General features: G+C 72.0%; 17 protein-coding genes and 2 pseudogenes. 11 read left to right on the top strand and 8 right to left on the bottom strand.

Translation table 11 applies throughout. The features are described 5' to 3' along the window. The first annotated feature begins 20 nt into the window (after positions 1–20). From STRBO_RS0126615 to STRBO_RS0126635, 5 genes are all read left to right on the top strand, one after another. Positions 21–1,457 carry a rhamnulokinase gene (locus STRBO_RS0126615; RefSeq protein ID WP_005484110.1) on the top strand — a complete coding sequence of 479 codons (1,437 nt, stop codon included), beginning with the start codon at positions 21–23 and terminating at the stop codon, positions 1,455–1,457. Positions 1,458–1,604: 147 nt separating this feature from the next. After that, a complete protein-coding gene (locus STRBO_RS0126620) occupies positions 1,605–2,360 on the top strand; it encodes a (Fe-S)-binding protein (protein WP_020115121.1) in 756 nt (251 codons plus the stop codon). Next, positions 2,357–3,835: a LutB/LldF family L-lactate oxidation iron-sulfur protein gene (locus STRBO_RS0126625; RefSeq protein ID WP_028796860.1), complete on the top strand. Its 1,479-nt coding sequence runs from the start codon at positions 2,357–2,359 to the stop codon at positions 3,833–3,835. The genes STRBO_RS0126620 and STRBO_RS0126625 overlap by 4 nt, the downstream gene beginning before the upstream one ends. Next, positions 3,832–4,485: a LutC/YkgG family protein gene (locus tag STRBO_RS0126630; RefSeq protein ID WP_005484114.1), complete on the top strand. Its 654-nt coding sequence runs from the start codon at positions 3,832–3,834 to the stop codon at positions 4,483–4,485. The genes STRBO_RS0126625 and STRBO_RS0126630 overlap by 4 nt, the downstream gene beginning before the upstream one ends. 146 nt (positions 4,486–4,631) lie before the next feature. Continuing rightward, positions 4,632–5,432: an SAM-dependent methyltransferase gene (locus tag STRBO_RS0126635; RefSeq protein WP_028796861.1), complete on the top strand. Its 801-nt coding sequence runs from the start codon at positions 4,632–4,634 to the stop codon at positions 5,430–5,432. 70 nt (positions 5,433–5,502) lie between these two features. Here STRBO_RS0126635 and STRBO_RS0126640 read toward each other — a convergent pair whose 3' ends face one another. Then, positions 5,503–6,189: a UdgX family uracil-DNA binding protein gene (locus tag STRBO_RS0126640; protein ID WP_005484123.1), complete on the bottom strand. Its 687-nt coding sequence runs from the start codon at positions 6,187–6,189 to the stop codon at positions 5,503–5,505. Between the two features lie 181 nt (positions 6,190–6,370). Here STRBO_RS0126640 and STRBO_RS0126645 point away from each other — a divergent pair, with 181 nt between their 5' ends. Together STRBO_RS0126645 and katG are read left to right on the top strand one after the other, a co-directional pair. Beyond that, on the top strand, positions 6,371–6,814 hold the full coding sequence (locus STRBO_RS0126645; RefSeq protein WP_005484126.1) for a Fur family transcriptional regulator: 444 nt from the start codon (positions 6,371–6,373) through the stop codon (positions 6,812–6,814). A gap of 24 nt (positions 6,815–6,838) precedes the next feature. Continuing rightward, a complete protein-coding gene (gene katG, locus STRBO_RS0126650; protein WP_005484128.1) occupies positions 6,839–9,055 on the top strand; it encodes a catalase/peroxidase HPI in 2,217 nt (738 codons plus the stop codon). Positions 9,056–9,238: 183 nt separating this feature from the next. Here the strand turns inward: katG and STRBO_RS0126655 are convergent, their stop codons facing one another. Further along, positions 9,239–10,495 (bottom strand): SDR family NAD(P)-dependent oxidoreductase, encoded by a 1,257-nt coding sequence (locus STRBO_RS0126655; protein ID WP_245170623.1) that lies wholly within the window; start codon positions 10,493–10,495, stop codon positions 9,239–9,241. Positions 10,496–10,515: 20 nt separating this feature from the next. Here STRBO_RS0126655 and STRBO_RS0126660 point away from each other — a divergent pair. Beyond that, positions 10,516–10,794: pseudogene (locus STRBO_RS0126660) on the top strand (SDR family oxidoreductase); the annotation flags it as partial. Positions 10,795–10,820: 26 nt separating this feature from the next. After that, positions 10,821–11,861, top strand: coding sequence for an L-idonate 5-dehydrogenase (locus STRBO_RS0126665; RefSeq protein WP_005484134.1), 1,041 nt, complete (start codon positions 10,821–10,823; stop codon positions 11,859–11,861). A 6-nt stretch (positions 11,862–11,867) separates the two neighbouring features. On the opposite strand, the gene STRBO_RS0126670 is transcribed toward STRBO_RS0126665, so the two are convergent. Further along, entirely contained in the window at positions 11,868–14,084 is a 2,217-nt protein-coding gene (locus STRBO_RS0126670) for an alpha-L-fucosidase (RefSeq protein WP_028796862.1), read from the bottom strand. 166 nt (positions 14,085–14,250) lie between these two features. After that, the gene (locus tag STRBO_RS0126675) at positions 14,251–15,312 is read right to left on the bottom strand and encodes a Gfo/Idh/MocA family protein (protein WP_005484136.1); all 1,062 of its coding nucleotides are present in this window, start codon (positions 15,310–15,312) and stop codon (positions 14,251–14,253) included. 208 nt (positions 15,313–15,520) lie between these two features. Here STRBO_RS0126675 and STRBO_RS0126680 point away from each other — a divergent pair, with 208 nt between their 5' ends. Further along, positions 15,521–16,186, top strand: a complete 666-nt coding sequence (locus STRBO_RS0126680) for a DUF6215 domain-containing protein (protein WP_020115122.1) — start codon at positions 15,521–15,523, stop codon at positions 16,184–16,186. Positions 16,187–16,209: 23 nt separating this feature from the next. On the opposite strand, the gene STRBO_RS0126685 is transcribed toward STRBO_RS0126680, so the two are convergent. Both STRBO_RS0126685 and STRBO_RS0126690 read right to left on the bottom strand, forming a co-directional pair. Continuing rightward, positions 16,210–17,385 (bottom strand): FAD-dependent monooxygenase, encoded by a 1,176-nt coding sequence (locus STRBO_RS0126685; RefSeq protein WP_005484138.1) that lies wholly within the window; start codon positions 17,383–17,385, stop codon positions 16,210–16,212. A 92-nt stretch (positions 17,386–17,477) separates the two neighbouring features. Beyond that, on the bottom strand, positions 17,478–18,344 hold the full coding sequence (locus tag STRBO_RS0126690; protein WP_020115123.1) for an AraC family transcriptional regulator: 867 nt from the start codon (positions 18,342–18,344) through the stop codon (positions 17,478–17,480). Between the two features lie 170 nt (positions 18,345–18,514). On the opposite strand from STRBO_RS0126690, the pseudogene STRBO_RS0126695 reads away from it, so the two are divergent. Beyond that, positions 18,515–18,841, top strand: a pseudogene (locus STRBO_RS0126695) (RNA polymerase subunit sigma-24); the annotation flags it as partial. A 90-nt stretch (positions 18,842–18,931) separates the two neighbouring features. Here STRBO_RS0126695 and STRBO_RS0126700 read toward each other — a convergent pair. Beyond that, entirely contained in the window at positions 18,932–20,236 is a 1,305-nt protein-coding gene (locus tag STRBO_RS0126700) for a cytochrome P450 (RefSeq protein WP_005484145.1), read from the bottom strand. A gap of 20 nt (positions 20,237–20,256) precedes the next feature. Beyond that, entirely contained in the window at positions 20,257–21,612 is a 1,356-nt protein-coding gene (locus STRBO_RS0126705; RefSeq protein ID WP_005484146.1) for a glutamine synthetase family protein, read from the bottom strand. Positions 21,613–21,806 lie beyond the last annotated feature (194 nt).

Consider the following 21,806-nt stretch of genomic DNA (forward strand, 5'->3'; position numbering starts at 1 on the left):
GTGCGCACGGGAGCGGGTCCGTGAAGTCGTACGCGGCGGTCGACCTCGGCGCGTCCAGCGGGCGGGTCATGGTCGGCCGCGCGGGGCGGGACTCGCTGGAGCTGGTCGAGGCCCACCGCTTCCCCAACCGTCCGGTGCGCACGCCCGAGGGCCTGCGCTGGGACGTTCTCTCGCTCTACGCGGGGGTCCTGGACGGGCTGAGGGCGGCCGGGCAGGTCGACTCCGTCGGCATCGACAGCTGGGCCGTCGACTACGGGCTGCTGGACGCCGACGGCGCGCTGCTGGGCAACCCGGTGCACTACCGGGACGCCCGTACGGAGGGGGTCGCGGAGAAGGTGTGGGCCACCGTGCCCGCCGCCGAGCTGTACGCGGCGACCGGCTTGCAGTACGCGCCCTTCAACACCCTCTACCAGCTGGTCGCCGCCCGGTCCTCCGCTCAACTGGCCTACGCCGAGCGGTTGTTGCTCATCCCTGATCTGCTGACGTACTGGCTGACGGGTGAGCTGGGCACCGAGCTGACCAATGCCTCGACGACCCAGCTGATCGACCCCCGGACGCGCGACTGGTCCCGCGACGTGGCCGAGCGGCTCGGTGTCGACCTGAGGCTGTTCGCGCCGCTGCGGCGGCCCGGGGACCCGGCGGGGCTGCTGCGGGCGCGGGTGCTGGAGGAGACCGGGCTGACCGGGCCGGTCCCGGTGACGACGGTCGGGTCGCACGACACCGCCTCGGCGGTGGCCGCCGTCCCGGCGACCGGGGAGCGGTTCGCGTACATCTGCACCGGCACCTGGTCGCTGGCCGGCCTGGAGCTGGCCGCCCCGGTGCTGACCGAGGCGAGCCGGGCGGCCAACTTCACCAATGAGCTGGGGCTCGACGGCACGGTCCGATACCTGCGGAACATCATGGGGCTGTGGCTGCTCCAGGAGTGCGTACGGGAGTGGGGGGAGTCCGATCTCGGCGAGCTGCTGCGGGCCGCCGCGACCGTGCCCGCGCTGCGGTCGGTCGTGGACGCCGGGGACGCGGCGTTCCTCGCGCCCGGCCGGATGCCCGAGCGGATCGCCGAGGCGTGCCGGGAGTCGGGGCAGCCCGTCCCGAAGACGCCCGCCGAGATCACCCGCTGCATCCTCGACTCGCTGGCCCTCGCCCACCGGCGGGCCGTGACCGAGGCGCAGGCGCTAGCCGACCACCCCGTGGACGTCGTCCACATCGTCGGCGGCGGCACCCGCAACGCCCTGCTCTGCCAGCTCACCGCCGACGCCTGCGGGCTGCCGGTGGTGGCGGGACCGGCGGAGGCGGCGGCCCTGGGCAACGTCCTCGTACAGGCCCGCACCCACGGTCTGGTGGGCGACCGGGCCTCGATGCGGCAACTCCTCGCCCGCACCCAGCCGCTGGTGCGGTACGAGCCGCAGGGCGACCCGGCGGCCTGGCGCGCGGCGGAGGCCCGGCTCACCGGACGGTGAGCCGGACGGCCCCCACGTGTCCGTTCCCGGCACCGGTCGGCACGCGGTTCCACCCGTCTCCGCCGATCGGCGCGGGGGGCCTCTCGCCCTGCGCGTATTGACGCCGTACTCTGCACTCATCCGATGACCGACCCCCAAGGAGCCGCGATGCGTGTCGCCCTGTTCCTGACCTGTGTCAACGACACGCTCTATCCGGACACCGGCCGTGCCGTGGTGAAACTGCTGACCAGGCTGGGCGTCGACGTCGATTTCCCGAGCGGGCAGACCTGCTGCGGACAGGCCCACTACAACAGCGGGTACCGCCACGAGGCCGAGCCGCTGGCCCGGAAGTTCTCCGATGTATTCCGGGACTACGAGGCGATCGTGACACCGTCCGGCTCCTGTGGGGCGATGGTGCGCGAGCTGTATCCGCGGATGGGCGAGCGGGCGCGGGCGGAGGGGCGCGGGGACACCCTGGCGCGGACGCTGGCTCCCGTGGTGCCGAAGACGTACGAGCTGACCGAGTTCCTGGTGGACGTGCTGGGGGTGACCGACGTCGGCGCGTACTACCCGCACAAGGTGACGTACCACCCCACCTGCCACGGGCTGCGAAGCCTCGGTCTCGGTGAGCGGCCCCGGCGGCTGCTCCAGGCCGTGAAGGGGCTGGAGCTGGTGGAGCTGCCCGGCGCGGACGAGTGCTGCGGCTTCGGCGGCACCTTCGCCGTGAAGAACTCCGATGTCTCGGCGGCCATGGGCACGGACAAGGTGCGCAACGCCGAATCGACGGGGGCCGAGGTGCTGTGCGCGGCCGACAACTCCTGTCTCATGCACATCGGCGGCACGATGACCCGGCTGCGCACGGCCGTCCGGCCCGTGCACATCGCGGAGATCCTGGCGAGCACGGAAGAGGAGCCTCTCGCATGAGTGGGACGTATCTCGGTATGCCGGCCTTCCCGAAGGCCGCGCACGAAGCCGTCCACAACACGACGCTGCGCGGCAATCTGCGCCACGCCACGCACACCATCCGCGCCAAACGCGCCGCCGCGGTCGCGGAGGTGTCCGACTGGGCCGCGCTGCGCGAGGCCGGCAAGCAGATCAAGGATCACACGCTCCGTCATCTGGACCGGTATCTGGTGCGGCTGGAGGAGTCGGTCACGGCGGCCGGCGGCACGGTCCACTGGGCCGCCGACGCGGACGAGGCCAACCGGATCGTCACGTATCTCGTCAAGGCGACCGGCCAGAGCGAGGTCGTCAAGGTCAAGTCGATGGCCACGCAGGAGATCGGGCTGAACGAGGCCCTCGAAGCCGAGGGGATCCACGCCTACGAGACCGATCTCGCCGAACTCATCGTGCAGCTGGGCAAGGACCGGCCCTCGCACATCCTCGTCCCGGCGATCCACCGCAACCGGGGCGAGATCCGGGACATCTTCGCGCGCGAGATGAGCGAGTGGGGCCGTCCGGCCCCGGAGGGACTCACCGACACGCCGGCCGAGCTGGCGGAGGCCGCACGGCTGCATCTGCGGGAGAAGTTCCTGCGCGCCAAGGTCGGTGTCTCCGGCGCCAACTTCATGGTCGCCGAGACCGGCACGCTGGTGGTCGTGGAGTCCGAGGGCAACGGCCGGATGTGCCTCACCCTGCCCGAGACGCTGATCTCCGTCGTCGGCATCGAGAAGATCGTCCCGACCTGGCAGGACCTGGAGGTGTTCCTGCAGACCCTCCCCCGCTCCTCGACGGCCGAGCGCATGAACCCGTACACCTCCACCTGGACCGGCACGACGGACGAGGACGGACCGCGGACCTTCCATCTGGTCCTCCTCGACAACGGCCGCACCGACACGCTCGCCGACGAGGTCGGCCGCCAGGCCCTGCGCTGCATCCGCTGCTCGGCCTGCCTCAACGTCTGTCCCGTCTACGAGCGGGCCGGCGGCCACGCCTACGGCTCGGTCTACCCGGGCCCCATCGGCGCCATCCTCAGCCCCCAGCTCCGGGGCACGCGCAGCGAGATCGACGCCTCCCTGCCGTACGCCTCCTCGCTGTGCGGTGCCTGTTACGAGGTGTGCCCGGTCGCCATCGACATCCCGGAGGTGCTGGTGCATCTGCGGGAGCGCGTCGCGCAGGGCGCCACCGTGACGGAACGGGGGAACAAGGTCGTGCTCAAGCCCGCGAAGGGGCACGCCGCCGAGCGGGCGGCGATGCGCGCGGCCCGCTGGGCGTTCAGCCACCCCGGCGCGCTGCGCGCCGGGCAGCGGCTCGCGTCGCGCACCCGCCGCTTCCATCCCCGGACCCTGCCGGGCCCCGGCAGGGCGTGGAGCGCCAGTCGCGATCTTCCCGTGCTGCCGCCCGAGCCGTTCCGGGACTGGTGGCGGCGTACGAACGGCGGAAAGGAGACGGGCAAGTGAGCAGCAGGGATCTGATCCTGGGCCGGGTGCGGCGGGCGCTGGCCGACGTGCCCCGCCACGACACGCCGTACGAGCACGCGGTCGAGCGGGGGTATCTGCGGGAGCACGGCGGGCTGGACGTCGGGCGGACGGTGGAGCTGCTGGCGGAGAACCTGGCGGACTACCGGGCGATCGTGCACCGGACGGACGCGGACGGCCTTCCCGGAGTCCTCGCCGGGCTGCTGCGCGAGCACGGCTCGACATCGGTGCTGACTCCCCCGGGGCTGCCCGCTCCCTGGCTGGCGGCGACCGGGGTGACGCGGGTGCCCGACCGCGGCGAGAGCACCGCGGACGAGCTGGACCGGGTCGACAGCGTCGTCACCGCCTGCGCCCTGGCCATCGCCGAGACCGGGACGATCGTCCTCGACGGCTCCCCCGACCAGGGCCGCCGCCGGATCACCCTGGTGCCCGACCACCACATCTGCGTCGTCCGCGTACCGGAGCAGGTCGTGTCGTCGGTGCCGCAGGCCCTCGAACGCCTCGACCCGGTCCGCCCGTTGACCTGGATCTCCGGCCCGTCCGCCACGAGTGACATCGAGCTGGACCGGGTGGAGGGCGTGCACGGTCCGCGCACCCTGGAGGTGGTGCTGGTGACCGGGAGCGACGACTAGGGCGACCAGGGCCCTTCGGAGGGCTCCAGGGAGCGTTCGGCCGGATCTCGACGGTGGGCGGTCGTTCCGGTGGCTGTCCACCGGTCACGTACATGGCGATCTTGCTAGGTTGTCGGCGGCTACAGGCGCCAACACGGGGAGCATCCATGCCACTTGACCGTCCGGTGATCAACAGCGGCGTTCCGCACTCGGCGCGGATCTGGAACTACTGGCTCGGCGGCAAGGACTGCTACGAGATCGATCGGCAGGTCGGTGACGAGATACGTGGGGTCAACCCGCAGATCGTCGACATCGCCCGCGCCCAGCGGGCGTTCCTGCGCCGAGCGGTCACCCACCTGACCGAGGAGGCCGGCTTACGCCAGTTCCTCGACATCGGCACCGGGCTGCCCACCGCGGACAACACCCACGAGGTCGCCCAGCGCTCGGCACCGGACGCGCGGATCGTCTACGCCGACCACGACCCCACCGTCCTCGTCCATGCCCACGCCCTGCTCACCAGCACCCCCGAGGGCGCCACCGCCTTCGTCGCCGCCGACCTGCGCGACCCGGACACCATCCTGGAGCGCGCGGCCGACACCCTGGACCTCACCCGCCCCGTGGGCCTGGTGCTGCTCGGGATCACCGCCCATGTGCCCGACGAGAGCGTGTACGGCATCGTCGCCCGGCTCCTGGACGCCCTGCCCTCCGGCAGCCACCTCGTGCTCGCCGACAGCACGGAGGTCCACCGGCCGGAGGCGATGCGCGCGATGGTCGCGCACTGGAACGCGGCGAGCGACAACCCGCGGGTCAACCGCTCCCCCGAGCAGCTCACCCGCTTCTTCGACGGGCTGGAGCCGCTGGCACCCGGGCTGGTCTCCGTGGCCCGGTGGCGGTCCGGGCCGGGCGGCGCGGACGAGCCGTCGGCGTCGGAGGTGGACTGTTTCGGCGGCGTGGCCCGCAAGCCCTGAAGGGTGTGGCACCGCGATGAGGACACAGGAACCCCGGCGACCACGGCGACCACGGCACCCACGGCGGCACCTACGGCTCAGTCTTGGCCAAAGCTTCGGCGGCCACCTTCAGGTCGGACACCAGCCCCGCGAACGCGCCCTCGCGGTCGTCCGCGCGCAGGACGGCGGACGGGTGGAGCGTGGCCACGACCTGGGGACCCGGCTCTCCGTCCGGGGGCAGGGGCAGCAGCGCGCCGCGGTCCCTGGTGACCCGGAAGGAGGCGCCGAGCAGCGCCTTGCCCGCCGTCGCGCCGAGGGCCACCACGACCTCGGGCCGCACCAGCCGCAGTTCGGCGAGGAGCCAGGGACGGCAGGCGGCGACCTCGCGCAGGTCGGGCGCCTTGTGAATACGCCGTTTGCCGCCACCCGGGGGCCGGGTGAACTTGAAGTGCTTGACCGCGTTGGTCACATAGGCCGTGTCCATGTCGATGCCGGCCTCCTCCAGCGCCCGCCGCAGCAGCCGCCCGGCGGGACCGACGAACGGCTCGCCCTGCCGGTCCTCCTGATCGCCCGGCTGCTCGCCGACGAGGAAAAGCCGCGCCGAGTCGTCGCCCTTGCCGAAGACCGTCCCGGTGGTGTCCTCCCACAGGGGGCAGCCCCGGCAGTCGGCCGCGGCCCGGCGATGGGCGGGGAGACCGCCGCGGCCCGGGAGGTACGGCCCGGCGTCGTACGTCCTCGCGTCCGTCCTGATGTCACGTGTGTGGGTGGTGGGGCTCATCGGCTGCCGCCTCCTTCACCGGAAGCGCCGGAACAGGGTTCGCCGCACGTGCCCGGGTACCCCCTGTGTGGCGGATCATCATGGCGGCCCCGGCAGTCACGCACGGTGGCCGAAACGGCATCATAAACTTGGGTTATTCGTTTTCTTGAACTCTTCGTGTTTATGAGGGTAGGTTGGTCCCATGACCGCATCCCAGCCTCCGAACACCGCCGTGGAGCTGCGCGGTGCCGGCCTGCGGGTGACGGCCGCGCGCGTGGCGCTGCTGGAGACCGTCCGGGACGGCGACCACCTCGGCGTCGAAGCGATCGCCGCAGGGGTGCGCGATCGTGTGGGCCACATATCGCTCCAGGCCGTGTACGAAGCACTCAACGCACTGGCCGGCGCGGGGCTCGTGCGCCGCCTCGAACCACCCGGCAGCCCCGCCCTGTACGAGGGCCGTGTCGGGGACAACCACCACCACCTCGTGTGCCGCAGTTGCGGTGCCGTGGTCGACGTCGACTGCGCGGTCGGGCACGCCCCGTGCCTGACCGCCTCCGACGACCGCGGCTTCGCGATCGACGAGGCCGAGGTCATCTACTGGGGCCTGTGTCCCCCCTGTTCCGCAGCCAGTACTTCAGCACCGTGATCCACCAGTTCCGGAAGGACTCCCATGACTGAGAACCACGACGCGATCGTCACGGACGCGAAGCCCGAGGAGACGGGCGGCTGCCCGGTCGCCCACGGGCGTGCCGCGCACCCGACCCAGGGCGGCGGGAACCGTCAGTGGTGGCCGGAGCGCCTCAACCTGAAGATCCTCGCCAAGGACCCCGTGGTGGCGAACCCCCTCGGCGGGGAGTTCGACTACGCCGAGGCGTTCAACAACCTCGACCTCGCCGCCGTGAAGCAGGACATCGCCGAGGTGCTGACCACCTCGCAGGACTGGTGGCCGGCCGACTTCGGCAACTACGGCCCGCTGATGATCCGTATGGCCTGGCACAGCGCCGGTACCTACCGCATCAGCGACGGCCGCGGCGGTGGCGGCCGCGGTCAGCAGCGCTTCGCGCCGCTGAACAGCTGGCCGGACAACGGCAACCTGGACAAGGCCCGCCGTCTGCTGTGGCCGGTCAAGAAGAAGTACGGCCAGTCGATCTCCTGGGCCGACCTCATGATCCTCACCGGTAACGTCGCCCTGGAGCAGATGGGCTTCGAGACCTTCGGCTTCGCCGGCGGCCGTGCCGACGTCTGGGAGGCCGACGAGGACGTGTACTGGGGTCCCGAGACCACCTGGCTGGACGACCAGCGTTACACCGGCGACCGCGAGCTGGAGAACCCGCTCGGCGCCGTCCAGATGGGTCTGATCTACGTCAACCCCGAGGGCCCCAACGGCAACCCGGACCCGCTCGCCGCGGCCCGCGACATCCGTGAGACCTTCCGCCGCATGGCGATGAACGACGAGGAGACCGTCGCCCTCATCGCCGGTGGTCACACCTTCGGCAAGACCCACGGCGCCGGCCCCGCGGACAACGTGGGCGACGACCCCGAGGCCGCCTCCATGGAGGAGCAGGGCCTCGGCTGGAAGTCCACCTACGGCACCGGCAAGGGCGGCGACGCCATCACCTCCGGCCTGGAGGTGACGTGGACGGAGACGCCCACGCAGTGGAGCAACAACTTCTTCAAGAACCTCTTCGAGTACGAGTACGAGCTCACCCAGAGCCCGGCCGGCGCGAACCAGTGGGTGGCGAAGAACGCCGAGGCGATCATCCCCGACGCCCACGACGCGTCGAAGACGAAGCTCCCGACGATGCTCACCACCGACCTGTCGCTCCGTTTCGACCCGATCTACGCGGAGATCTCGCGTCGCTTCTACGAGCACCCCGACCAGTTCGCGGACGCCTTCGCCCGCGCCTGGTTCAAGCTGACCCACCGTGACATGGGCCCGAAGTCGCTGTACCTCGGCCCGGAGGTCCCGGCGGAGACCCTGCTGTGGCAGGACCCGCTGCCGCAGGCCGAGGGCCCGGTCATCGACGCCGCCGACATCGCGGCGCTCAAGACCAAGCTCCTCGCCTCCGGTCTGACCGTCTCGCAGCTGGTGTCCACCGCGTGGGCGTCGGCCTCCACCTTCCGTGCCAGCGACAAGCGCGGCGGCGCCAACGGTGCCCGTATCCGCCTGGAGCCCCAGCGCGGCTGGGAGGTCAACAACCCGGAGGACCTGCGTCACGTCCTGAGCGTCCTGGAGGGCGTGCAGGCGGAGTTCAACGCCGGCGCCAAGAAGGTCTCCCTGGCCGACCTGATCGTCCTCGGCGGTGCCGCCGCGGTCGAGAAGGCCGCCAAGGACGCCGGTTTCGACGTCGTGGTGCCCTTCACCCCCGGCCGTGTGGACGCGACCGAGGAGCACACGGACGCCGAGTCGTTCGCCGCGCTGGAGCCGGCGGCCGACGGTTTCCGCAACTACCAGGGCAAGGGCAACCGCCTCCCCGCCGAGTACCTGCTGCTCGACAGGGCGAACCTGCTCTCGCTGAGCGCCCCCGAGCTGACGGTCCTCGTCGGTGGTCTGCGGGTCCTGGGCGCCAACCACGCCGGGTCCACGCACGGTGTCTTCACCGGCACCCCGGGCGTGCTCACCAACGACTTCTTCGTCAACCTGCTCGACCTGGGCACGACGTGGAAGTCCACCTCCGCCGACCAGACCCTCTTCGAGGGCCGTGACGCGGACACCGGCGAGGTCAAGTGGACCGGCACCCGTGCCGACCTCGTGTTCGGCTCGAACTCCGAACTGCGCGCCCTCGCCGAGGTCTACGCGAGCGACGACGCCAAGGAGAAGTTCGTGAAGGACTTCGTCGCGGCGTGGGCCAAGGTCGCCGACCTGGACCGCTTCGACCTGGTCTGATCCTCCCCATCACGGCGTCCGGGCCGGCCCCTCGCGAGGGGCCGGCCCGGACGTTCGTCGTGGACACCGGCCTTCGTCGTCCGCCGACGCGCGCGGGTACCCGGCATCCTCACGGAGCGCACGGTTCCACACAGCCCCTGTTCCAGACGGCCGCCGCGGCCGTGGCACCGGTCGCCTCCGGGGTCACGGACCACCCGGACGGGGCGGGGCACTCACGGTGGGCGCGATGACCAGTTCCTCGACGACCGTGCGCGCCGGAAGCGTGGCGCACAGCAGGACGGCCCGTGCCACGTCCTCCGGTCGCACCATGGCGGCCCGCCGCTCCGCGCTCGGCGGGGCGGGGCGGCTGTCGTGGGCGGGGGTGTCGACCGCGCCGGGCAGGATGCAGGTCGCCCGGATGTGTCGGTCGCGGAACGAGTTGCGCAGATAGGCCATGAAGTTGCGCACGCCCGCCTTCGCCGCGCCGTACGGGGCGCCACCGAGCGGGGTGGGGCGCAGTGCGGCGAGCGAGGAGATCGCGATGACCGAGCCGCCGCCGCGCTCCAGCATGTCCGGGAGGAGCGCCTGGGTGAGGAGGTAGACCCCGGTGAGGTTGACCCCCAGGACGGCGTTCCACTCGTCCTCGCCGAGCCCGCGGACGTCGCCGACCGGGCCGGCGCCGCCCGCGTTGTGGACGAGGATGTCCACGGGACCGACGAACTCCCGGGTCCGGTCGGCCAGCTCCCGCACCTCGTCGGCGTTCTCCACGTGCGCGGGGTGGGTGAACGCCGCGCCTCCGGCGTCCGTGACGGCGGCGGCGACCTCGTCGAGGACCTGCCTCCGCCGCCCGACGAGGACCACCGTCGCGCCCGCCTCGGCGAGCATCAGGGCCGTCTCCCGGCCGATTCCGGTGCCCGCCCCGGTGACCAGCGCGGTCTTCCCGTCGAGCGGTTTCGCGCGCTTCCCGTCCGGGTCGTCCATGTCGTCAGCCCTCTCCGCCGTGAACTCGCCTTCGCTGCGGGGCAGTTCACCGCGAACGGGAGCACGGGTCAACGGGACGGCGGCCGGACCCCCAGCTCGTCCGCCGCCGACCGCAGCAGCGGGACCAGGGCGACGAGATCGTCCATGCTGCGGCGGAAGGCGGGGCGCGGCGGTGGAGAAGGCGGCGAAGACGGTGCCGTCGGGGCGCAGGATCGGGACCGCCACGGCGCGCAGGCCGGGGTGGTGCTCCTCGTCGGCCGTGGCGTAGCCGAGTTCGGCGGCGCGGGCCACGTGGGCGCACAGGACGTCGCGGTCGGTGACGCTGTTCGGTCCGTGCGGGGTCAGCTCGACGTGGTCCAGGAGGTCGGCGCGGACGTCGTCGGGCGCGAAGGCCGTCAGGACCTTGCCCATCGAGGTGCAGTGCAGCGGCCCGTGGCGGCCCGGCTCGCTGCGGACGCCGACCGGGAGGGGGCCCTCCACGTAGTGCACGTACAGGTGAGGGCGGCCTGAAGATGCTCGCCAAGGGCATGTGCGCCGACCTCGGGCCGCACGGCATCCAGGTCAACGGTATCGGCCCCGGCTACTTCGACACCGAACTGACCGCCGCGCTGGTCGCGGACGAGGAGTTCAGCGCCTGGGTACGGGGGCGGACACCCGCCGGCCGCTGGGGCAGGGTGGAGGATCTGGTCGGCGCCCTGCTCTACCTCGCCTCCCCCGCCTCCGACTTCGTGAACGGGCAGCTGCTGTACGTCGACGGCGGCATGCTGTCTGTCCTGTGAACCGGCCGACGCCTCAAGGAGCACCCATGCACGCGTGTGTTGTCCACGGAGCCGGCGATCTCCGCGTCGAGGAGCGGCCGTACGACGGCCCCGCGCCCGGTGAGATCGCGGTCGCCGTCGCCCTCGGCGGCATCTGTGGTTCGGATCTGCACTACTACCACCGGGGCCGGGTCGGGGACTTCGCCGTGAGCGAGCCCATGGTGCTGGGCCACGAGGTGGTGGGCCGGGTCGCCGCGCTCGGGGCCGGCGTCGAGGGACCGGACGCTCCGGCGGTGGGCACGGCCGTCGCGATCCACCCCGCCACGCCGTGCGGGGTCTGCCCCGAGTGCGCGCGCGGCACCCGCAACGTCTGCGCCCACACCCGCTATCTGGGCAGCGCGGCCCACACCCCGCATGTGCAGGGCGGGTTCGCGCAGCGGATCACCGTGCCGGCCGGCCAGGTGCGGGAGCTGCCGCCGGGGCTCGGTCTGCGGCGTGCCGTGCTCGCCGAGCCGCTGGCGGTGGCGCTGCACGCGGTGCGCCGGGCGGGTGAGGTCAGCGGCAGGCGGGTGCTGGTCACCGGGGCCGGTCCGATCGGTCTGCTGGTCGTGGCCGCGCTGCGGCACGCGGGCGCCGGCGAGGTCGTCGTCAGCGACCTCCACGAGGAGCCGCTGCGGCTCGCCGGCGAGGTCGGCGCCACCGCCGTCGTGCGGGCGGACCGGCCCGCCGATCCCGCCTGGGCCGGCGTCTTCGACCTCGCCGTGGAGGCGTCCGGGGCACCGGCCGGGCTGCGCAGCTGTGTGGAGCGGGTACGGCGCGGTGGCGTCGTGGTCATGCTCGGGCTGCTGCCGCCCGGGGAGATCGGGCTGCTCGGCAATGTCGCGGTCACCCGTGAGCTGGAACTGCGCGGGTCCTTCCGCTTCGACACCGAGTTCGACGAGGCCCTGTCCCTGTTGGCCCAGGGCCTCCCGGTCGACTCGGTTGTCACGCACACCTTCCCGTTGGAGCGGTCCGTCGCCGCGTTCGACACGGCTCAGGACCGCACGGTCGCCTCCAAGGTGCTGCTGGAGCTGTCCGGGGAGGCGTGAGGGGCGTCAGACCTCGGTGAAGGTCCACAACAGGTTGGTGCTGTTGCCCCAGGTCCGCTGTTGGGCGGGCGAGCCGGAGGGGACGTCGCCGCCGCCGTCGAGGACGAGTCCCGTGGTCCGGTTGGCGAGGGAGTAGCGGCCGTCGCCGCGGTGGGTGATCAGCCACTGCTGGTCGGTGCCGTTGTTCCAGGCCGCCTGCCGCAGGGCGGAGCCGTCGCCGGTGGCGCCCCACCCGTCGACGACCATGCCGCTCGCCCGGCTCTCCAGCTTGTAGTAGCCGTTGCCGAGGGCGACGGCGTACCACTGCAGGTGGGTGGAGCCGTCCCACGTCAGCTGCTTGACGGGGGAGCCGCTCGGCACGTCTCCGCCGTTGTCCAGGGCGAGCCCGTTGGTGACGTTGGTGATCCGGAAGCGCGCGGTGGGATCGAACACGACCCGCAGCGAGGCGATCTTGTCCCGGACCCGGGGAGTGTCGGCGGTGTAGGTCCACTCGGTGCCGGTGAGGTCGTCGCCGGAGAAGCCGATCAGCCGGTGGGCCGGGGCGAGCTTCAGCGAGGAGAGCCTGCGCGGCTCCAGGCCGGCCAGGGTGAGCTGTTCGGCGTCGTGGTCGCCGAGGGCGAGTACGGTGCCGTCGCCTCTGAACCGCGGGTCCGCGAAGGCCAGCGCCCCGGCGTGGGGCCGGAGCACGGGGATCCGGCCGGAGAAACGGAACTTGAGGACGTAGGCGGGGGCGTCGAACGGCTTCGTCGCCGGGAGCGTCACCCTCAGCCCGGTCGCGCTCTGGGCCGGGGTGCCGAGGTCGTGGTAGGTGCCGGCCTCGGAACCGAGGAGTTCCAGTGAGGTGAGCGAGTCCAGGTCGATCCGGGCGGAGTCGAGCGTCGTCAGGGTCAGCGAGTCGCCGGGCCAGCCGAGGACGGTCGCGTAGAGGACGGTGCCCTCCTTGTCGCGGGTGAACCGGATGTCCCGGGCGGTGCCGGCGGTGGGCCGGGTGAAGGACCCGCCGCCCATCTTCGTCGGTCCTTCGCCGTACACGGTCCAGGCGCGGGTGCCGTAGACCGACTCGCCGAAGCGCTTCAGGTAGTCGCCGATGCCGAGCAGGATGTCCTTCTGGCCCTGCGGAACGGTGCCGTCGGCCTTCGGCGCGATGTTGAGCAGCACGCTGCCGTTCTTGCTGATCCGGTCGACGAACGAGTGCAGCATCTGCGCGAGGGAGTAGTAGCCGATGCCCTCGGTGTAGCACCAACTGGTGTTGGAGATGCTGTCGTCGGTGAGCCAGTAGGGCGCGGTGAGATCGGCGGGGCCGCCGCGCTCGTAGTCGAAGACCGAACTGTGGCTGTCGAACCCGTCCTTGTAGGTGGCGACGACCTCCTTGCCCCACGTGCCGGCCTGGTTGAAGTAGTACGACAGGAAGTTCAGCCGCTGCTTCTCGTCGACGTGGTCGAGCCGCCAGTCCTGCCAGAGGATGTCGGGCCGGGACCGGTCGACGACCTCCTTGAGTTTGTCGTACCAGAGCTGGTTCTCGGCCTGCGGACTCAGCTGTCCGTACAGCTTCTTGAGGCTGGGGTCCGACTGGGCGGGCGCGCCCTCGAAGAAGCCGGTGTAGTTGTACGCGTGGTGCATCGCCACCAGGAGCTTCAGGTCCCTGGCCCGGATGGCGTCGGTGAACAGCTCCAGCAGGTCCAGTCCCGGGCCCTTGTCGACGGAGTTCCACTCGTTGACCCGGCTGTCCCACATCGAGTAGCCGTCGTGGTGCTCGGCGACCGGCCCGGCGAACCGTGCGCCCGCGTCGACGAACAGCTGGGCCCATTCCTCGGGGTCGAACCTCCCGCCGGCCGACTTGAGCTTCGGCGCGAACTGCGTGTGGTGGCCCGCGAGATCGTCGGCCCCGTCGATGAACCAGTGGTACGGCCAGTCGGCCGGGTCGCCGTACGTGTCGATGTGGTGCCTGTTCGCCTTCTGGCCGGGCAGGTACATGTTGCGCGGATACCACTCGCTGTCGTACGCCGGGACGCTGAAGGCACCCCAGTGGAAGTAGATGCCGAACTTGGCGTCCCGGAACCACTCGGGGGCGGCGGGGTGTCTGTTCACGGAGTCCCAGGTCGGTTCGTAGGTTCTCGGCGTGGCGGCCGAGGCACCACCGGCCGCGAACACGTCGGTGGCGGTGGCCGCCACGACGGCTGTGGCGCCCATCAGAAGCCCGCGCCTGCTGATCGATTGCGACATACGTACGAACGTCAGGCATGCGGGCCGCCCGTGTCAACGACTGTACAGGGATGAATGCGGCTGGAGTGAAGAGTGATTAACCCCTTTGTCCGGAAGTACGGCCACATTGACCGATGGATACATCACATGTATTTGTCTCCTACGGTGCCGAGCCGGTCGTCGTAGGTCAGTGAGGGAGAGCGGGGCGCGCGACGAGATCGACCGCGACGCGGACGCCCTCCCGCTGGGCGCGGACGCCCGCCTCGGAGATCGCGGCGACGGCGTATCCGTCCCAGATGCCGGGTCCGGTGACCTCGCCCCGGCGGGTGGCGTCCACCCAGGCCTGGACCTGACGGTCGTAGGCGTCCTCGAAGCGTTCGAGGTAGCCCGGCGTGACGGTGCCGCCCCAGCGTCCGGCCGTGTTGACGAGCATGTCGTGTCCGTCGCCGATGCGGGCCGTGCCGTTCTCGCAGACCGCCTCGGCCTGGACCTGGTAGCCGTAGCGGGCGGTGAGGAAGATCTCGACGTCGGCGACGACGCCGCCGTCGGTCTCGAACACCACGAACTGCGGGTCGCTCAGACCCTGCGGGGCGTAGGCCGACGGCCGGGGCCGCAGCACGGTGACGGCGGTGATCTCCTGGCCGAGCAGCCAGCGGGTGACGTCCATCTCGTGGGCGACGGAGTCGTTGATCGCCATCGCGTCGGTGAACCCGGGCGGCGCCTCGGCGTTGCGGTGCCGGTGGTGCAGCAGCAGCGGCCGGCCCAGCTCGCCGCCGTCCAGCAGGGACTTGAGCCTGACGTACTCGCGGTCGTAGCGGCGCATGAACCCGACCTGCACCCGGCGGTGCCCCAGCCGCCGTTCGGCCTCCAGCAGGCGCAGTGCGGAGGCGGGGTCCGGGGTGAGGGGCTTCTCGCACAGGACGGGCAGGTCGTACTCGAACGCGGTGAGCAGGGCCGCCTCGTGGGCGGGGCCCGGGGAGGCGACGAGGACGGCGTCGACGCCCGGTGCGGCCAGCGCCTGCGCGGTGTCGGCGTAGGCGGCGCAGCCCTCGACGCCGGCGGCGACCGCCTCGGCGCGCTCGGTGTCGAGGTCGACCACGGCGGCCACATGGGCACCGCTGATCACGTCGGTGAGCCGGCGCACATGGTCGGCGCCCATCCGGCCGGTACCGATGACGGCGACGCCGAGCGACGCGGACCGCGCACCGGGTGAGCCCTGCCGAGAACCGGGTGAGCCCTGCGGGGACATGACGTTCCTGCCTCTCGTGACCGCACGGATCCCCTACGGGGAATCGTGTTTTGCCGCACTCCGCTCACAGGTTAGGCTCCCCCGGCACACGGGGGGCGTGTGCACATCAAAGTGGGGGCACGGGGGCATGACCGACGACGTCGCGGATTCCGGAACGGGTGCGGGGGCGGGTCCCGCAGCGGGCGCGAGAGCGGGCTCCGGCAAGGAGATGAGCACGGCGGCCCAGGTGATCTCGGCGGTGGCGACCGTCGGAGTGCTCCTGGGTGGCCTGTGGGCACTGGGAGACCTCCTCGACCAGACGCCCCAGACCCTGGGACCGGCCGCGTGCTCGTCCTCCGACGACGCCTCGCCCGCTCCGCGGGGCAGGGTCTCCGGGGCGCGGCTGTGCACCGCCCTGAACCGCGCCGACCTGCCCGCGCTCCTCGGCACCCCGACCGAGCAGGCGGTGAGCGCGTCGGGCAGCGAGAGCGAGTCGAAGTGGGCCGACGGCACCAAAACGGTCACCCCCGAGGCGAAGGTCGAGCTGGACACCTACGCGGTGGAGCTGTCGGCGTCCTACGAGGACCTCCCGGTCGGCGAGTCGGTCGGCTACCTGGGCGCCGACGCCACGAGCAGGACCGTCCTGGGACACCGGGCGGTCCTGTACTCGGGACAGACCATCGCCATCTCCTTCAGGCTCGACGGCAGCGACGCCGAGTCCGGCCCCGGCGGCGTCGCCCGCCGGCTGCTGGTCGCGACCGACCCGAAGGACAGCGGCAGCACCTACGAAATCGTCATCTGGCGCCAGGACTCCCAACGGCCCGACGACCAGGCCCTGTTCCGGATCGCCGAGAAGGTCCTGCCGACACTCCCGGGCTGGAAACCGGCCGGCTGACCCCTCGTCGTGGCCCGTGACTCCTACGACACGGGCCCGTCGAAGGTGTCGAGCGCCCAGGCACCCGCATGGGGGCCGAACCCGTTCGGCCCCGCCTGCGCGGTCAGTCGGGCGTCGCGGGCACGGGACTCCGGTCCGTCGGGCAGGTGGTAGTCCTCGCCCGCCCGCGCGGATCCGGCCTGCACCCGGGTGGCGGTGGCGAGCCGTCGGCGCACGTACCGGTCCAGCGCGTCGGGAACGTCGGCCGGTGCCGCGCCCGCGAGGCAGTCGCCGAGCACCGCCGCGTCGACCAGGGCCTGGGCCGCGCCCTGCGCGTGGAACGGCACCATCGCGTGGGCGCTGTCGCCGAGCAGGGCGACGCGTCCGACGTTCCAGCGGGCGAGTGGGGCGCGGGTGTGGATGCCGTACCGGAGCACCTCCCCCGCCCGTCCCAGGACCTCGCGCACCCGGGGGTCCCATCCGTCGAACGCGCGCAGGTACTCGCCCGGCTCGGCCCGGGCGGTCCACGACTCCCGCGCCGCCCCGGTACCGACGACGCCGACGACGTTGAGCAGTTCACCGCGCCGCACCCAGTAGTGCACGAAGTGCCGTCCGGGCCCGAGCCAGAGCGCGTACTCCGGGAGGTCCAGTCCGGCCACCTCGGCGGCCGGCAGCAGCGCCCGGTAGGCGGCGGTCCCCGAGTACAGGGCCTCGTCGGCGCCGAACAGCCACCGGCGGGCCCGGGAGCGTACCCCGTCCGCGGCGACGACCAGGTCGGCGGACAGGCGTTCGCCGTCGGCCGTCGTCAGCCACACGGACCTGTCGTCCTGCTCGACGCCGACGGCCACGGTGTCCGGACGCACCGACCCCGGCGGCACGGCGGCGGCCAGAATCCGGTGCAGATCGGCCCGGTGGGTCTGCAGGTACGGCGCCCCGAACGCGTCCTCCACCTCGCGTCCCAGCGGGTAGCCGCAGATCTCACCACCGTCGGACCAGGTGCGAAAGCTCAGCCGGGACGGCCGGTGGGAGCGGGCGGCGACCGCGTCGAGCAGTCCGAGCCGGCGCAGGACGCGGGTGGCGTTGGGCGCGAGCTGGATGCCCGCGCCGATCTCGGTGAACCGCGGCGCCTGCTCGACGAGCGTCACCTCGCACCCGGCGCGCCGCAGACTCAGCGCCGCGGCCAGTCCCCCGATGCCCGCCCCCACGACGATCGCCCGCATGCCCCCACCTCAGGTCGACGTCGTCCCACGCTACCGGCGGGCGAGGACGGGAGGCAGGCGCGCGACGACGGGAAGTCGCCGCGCGCCGGCGCTCAGAGCGGAGTCCGCTCCACCGGGATCCACAGCTCCGCGTCCGCCCGCGCCGCGTCCTCGGACAGCCGGGTCCGCAGGATCTCGGGGCCCGGCCGGCTGCGGTACGGATTGGACGGGAACCACTGGGTGAAGACGTCCCGCCACAGATACTGCAGCGCCTGCGGGAACGGTCCGGAGTTCTCGAACACGGCCCAGGTCCCGGCCGGGACGGTCAGCTCCTCCAGGCCCTCGGGTGCGGCGACGCGGGTCACCGCCCCGTGGAAGTAGTCGAGTTCGGTGCCCTCCGCCCGGCTGTCGTCGAGGTTGTCGCTGACGGAGACGATGCCCCGCGGTTCCTGGTCCGACAGGCTCTCGATGCGCCGCAGCGTCTCCTGGCCGATGCCCCGGATGAAGTCGGCGATCGCCGGGTTCACCCCCTCGTGCACCAGCGGGACCCTCGTCCCCCTCCCGACCACCCGGAACTCCTCCCTGTCCACGACTCGGTATCGCATGCTTCCGCTCCCTTCGACGACGAGGCGGAAGGACATCCGGGGCTGGGACCGCAGAGCCGCCCCGGTCCGCCGGGCCTCCCCGGGGCCGACGCCGTGCAGGGCGCGGAACGCCCGCGCGAACGCCTCCCCCGAGCCGTAGCCGTAGCGCACCGCGATCTCCAGCAGGGTCCGCTCGCCGGACAGCACCTCGGCGCCGGCGACGGTGAGCCGTCGGCGCCGGACGTACTCCGACAGCGGCATGCCCGCGAGCGCGGAGAACATCCGCCGCAGGTGGTACTCCGACGTCACCGCGATCCGCGCCAGGTCGGCGACCTCGATCGGCTGATCGAGACGGTCCTCGATGTGCTCCATGGCCTGGTTGAGCCGTTCCAGCACCCCGGCCTCCTTCCTTTCACCCACCACGCTAGGAAGGAGCCACCCTGCCGCACCCGACATCCTGTGCCCGCTCCGGTCGGGCACGGCGGTGGAGGGGAGCCGCGGGACGGCTCACGGCTCAGCGCCTGGCCAGGGCCAGCAGGCTCAGGCCGAACATCAGCACGCCCAGGGAGGCGAAGGACATCGCGGCCCTCGTCGCCCTCCTCGACCCGTCGGCCGTGCTGACCGCCGACGGAGGCGGCGCGGTCGGCGCCGTCCTGCGCCCGGTCGAGGGCGGTGCGCGCATCGCCCGGTACCTGGTCGCCATCGCCGACATGGCCCCTGGGCTCGAACTCCTGGAGCGGTCGGTCAACGGTGTGCCGGGCCTGGTGGCCCGGCGGGCCGGCATCGTGACGACCGTGGCCGCGTTCGGTGTCTCCGAAGGCCAGGTCACCCGGATCTGGGCGGTCCGCAACCCCGCGAAGCTGCGGCCGTGGGCGCGGGAGGGCGGGCTGTAGGGCACGTGTCCCTCCCCGGCTCCCGCCTCTCGGAGGGGCGCACGACTCGGGCACCGGCGGGCATCTCCCCCACCGGTGCCCGAGGGTGTGTCAGGCGAGGGTGACCTCGACCGGCAGCTTCTTGATGCCGTTGACGAAGTTGGAGCGCACGCGCGGCACGTCGCCGACGAGGCGGATGTCGGCGAGGCGCGGGATCAGCTCCTCGAACATGATGCGGATCTCCGTGCGGGCCAGCAGATTGCCCAGGCACAGGTGCGGGCTGCCCTTGCCGAAGGTGACGTGGTCGTTGTCGGCGCGGGCGACGTCGAAGTCGTACGGGTTGCCGAAGACCGCCTCGTCACGGTTGCCGGAGGCGTACCACATGACGACCTTGTCGCCCTCCTTGACCTGCTTGCCGCCGAGTTCGACGTCACGGGTCGCGGTGCGGCGGAAGTGGTAGACGGGGGACGCCCAGCGCAGGAACTCCTCGGTGGCCGCCGGGATCAGTGACGGGTCCTCCTGGAGGCGGGCCAGCTGCTCCGGGTGCTGGAGCAGGGCCAGCATGGAGTGGGTGATGGTGTGGCGGGTGGTCTCGTTGCCGGCCACGACGAGGAGCAGGAAGTAGTTGTCGAAGTCCTGGGCGGAGAGCGGGACCCCGTCGCGCGGGGTGGTGTTGATCAGCTTGGACACCAGGTCGGTGCCGTCGCCGCCGCGCCGCTGCCGGGCCAGTTCGCGGCCGTACTCGAAGACTTCGAGGGAGGCGGGCGAGCGGAAGGGCAGGTCGCGGTAGCGCTCGCTCTCCGCGCTGTGCAGCAGGACGTCCGCGTAGTCGGGGTCGGTGTTGCCGATGATGCGGTTGCCCCAGTCGATGAGGCGCTGGTTGTCCTCCGGCGGCACGTCCAGGAGCCGGGCGAGGACGTTGATGGGGAAGTCGGCGGAGACGTCGGCGACGAAGTCGAAGGTGCCCTTGGCGAGGGCCGTGTCGAGGGTGCGGGCGGTCAGGCCGCGCAGGAAGTCGGTGTAGCTGTTGATGACGTTCGCGCCGAACTGCCGCTGGATCACGCTGCGCAGCGCGCGGTGGCGGACGCCGTCCAGCTCCAGGATGGAGGCGCGGATCTTGATCTGGTCGTCGTCGACCTCCTCCAGGTTGACGAACCGGGTGGAGGTGAAGGTCTCGGCGTCCCGGTCGACGCGGGCGATGTCGGCGTGCCGGGTCACCGCCCAGAAACCGGAGTTGGGGGCCTCCTCCGGCTGCCAGTGGACCGGGTCCTCGTGGCGCAGGGTGTGGAACATGCGCCACGGGGTGACGCCGTCGGTGAACTTGTCGAGGTCGGCGAGGTCCACGTCGTCCAGCGGCATGGGTTCCTGGACGGCCTCGCGTACGAGGGCGGAGGGAAGGTGGGCGGATGTGGTCATGGCAGTGGTTCTCCCGGGCTTCACAGGTGGTAGGCGTACTCGGTGAACTCCCAGTCGGTGACGTGCCGTTGGAAGCGTTCGACCTCATCGCGCTTGTAGGTGAGGTACGAGGTGGTGAAGTCCTTGCCGAGGATCTCGGTGAGGGCGGTGTCCGCCTCCAGCGCGTCCAGGGCGGCGGGCAGGCTGGTCGGCAGCACGGCCGAGCGGGCGGTGTCGTAGCCGTAGCCCTCCAGCGGGGCGGGGGGTTCCCCACCCGCGCGGACGCCGAGCAGCGCGGCGGCGATCGTGCCGGCGATGAGCAGGTACGGGTTGGCGCCGGCGTCGCCGAGCCGCAGTTCGAGACGGGCTCCGGAGCCGCGCTCGGGCGGGATGCGGACCATGGCGCTGCGGTTGTCCAGGCCCCAGTCGATCAGCCAGGGCGCGAGGGTGTCGGGGCCGAACCGCTTGTAGGAGTTGATCGTGGGGTTGGCGAGGGCGGCGAGGGCCGGGGCGTGGGCGAGGACTCCGGCGACGGCGTGGCGGGCGGTGTCGGAGAGCCCGTACCGGCCCGCGGGGTCGTCGAAGGCGTTGTGGCCCCGCTCGTCGTCGCAGGACAGGTGGAGGTGGAAGCCGGAGCCGCCCGCGTCGTTGAAGGGCTTGGCCATGAAGGTGGCGAGGCGGCCCTCCTTTCGCGCGAGTTCCTTGACGGCGGCCTTGAAGCGGAAGGAGCGGTCGGCGGCCGAGAGGGCCTCTGAATGCGTCAGGTTGATCTCGAACTGGCCGCCGTCGAACTCGTGGTTGCCGTTGGTGACACCGATGCGCAGGTCACGGAGGTGGCGCAGGGTGCGCAGCAGGTGGTTGTCCGGGTCGGCGCGCAGGCCGGCCGTGTAGACGGCTCCGGTGGTGCCCGAGTAGCGCTTGAAGCCGCTCGGGGACGCGGGGTCCTCGTCGCAGAGGAAGTACTCCAGTTCGGGGCCGACGACCGGGCGCAGGCCCTGCTCGGCCGAGCGGGCCAGCACCGAGCGCAGCAGGTCGCGCGGGGACTCGGGGGCGGGTGCCCCGGTGGCCGGGTCGATGGTCTCGCCGAGGCAGGTGGCGACGCCCGGCTCCCACGGCAGGGCGATCAGGGTGTCGAGGTCGGGGCGCACATGGATGTCGGGCAGACCGGCGTCCAGGCCCCCGGCGACGGGGACGACATCGCCCTGCGGGGAGGTGTGGTAGACGGCCCGGCAGAAGGTGAGCCCGTGCTCGCACGCCGTCGGCAGCTGGTCGAGCAGTACGTCGCGGGCACGGTCGGTGCCGATGAGGTCGGGGTAGATCACCCGGACCACGTCGATGCCCTCTGCGGCCAGCCGCTCCTGGTGATGTCCGACGGCCGGCGTTTCAGATGCGCTCACCGTTGTCTCCTAGACGACTGGGGCCGATTGTTTGATGCCAAACGATAAGAACGTCTTCCTCGGCCCGCAAGGGGTCGGCCACAAAAAATTATCCACCTGGACAGGTATTGACCAGGGGGTGGCGGCTTCCTATGTTGTTTGAAGCCAAACGAGATGCTTCGTCATCGGCTTCCACCCCGCCCGACGCCCTGAAT

The sequence above is a fragment of the Streptomyces bottropensis ATCC 25435 genome (assembly GCF_000383595.1).
In the GTDB taxonomy this organism is placed as follows: domain Bacteria; phylum Actinomycetota; class Actinomycetes; order Streptomycetales; family Streptomycetaceae; genus Streptomyces; species Streptomyces bottropensis.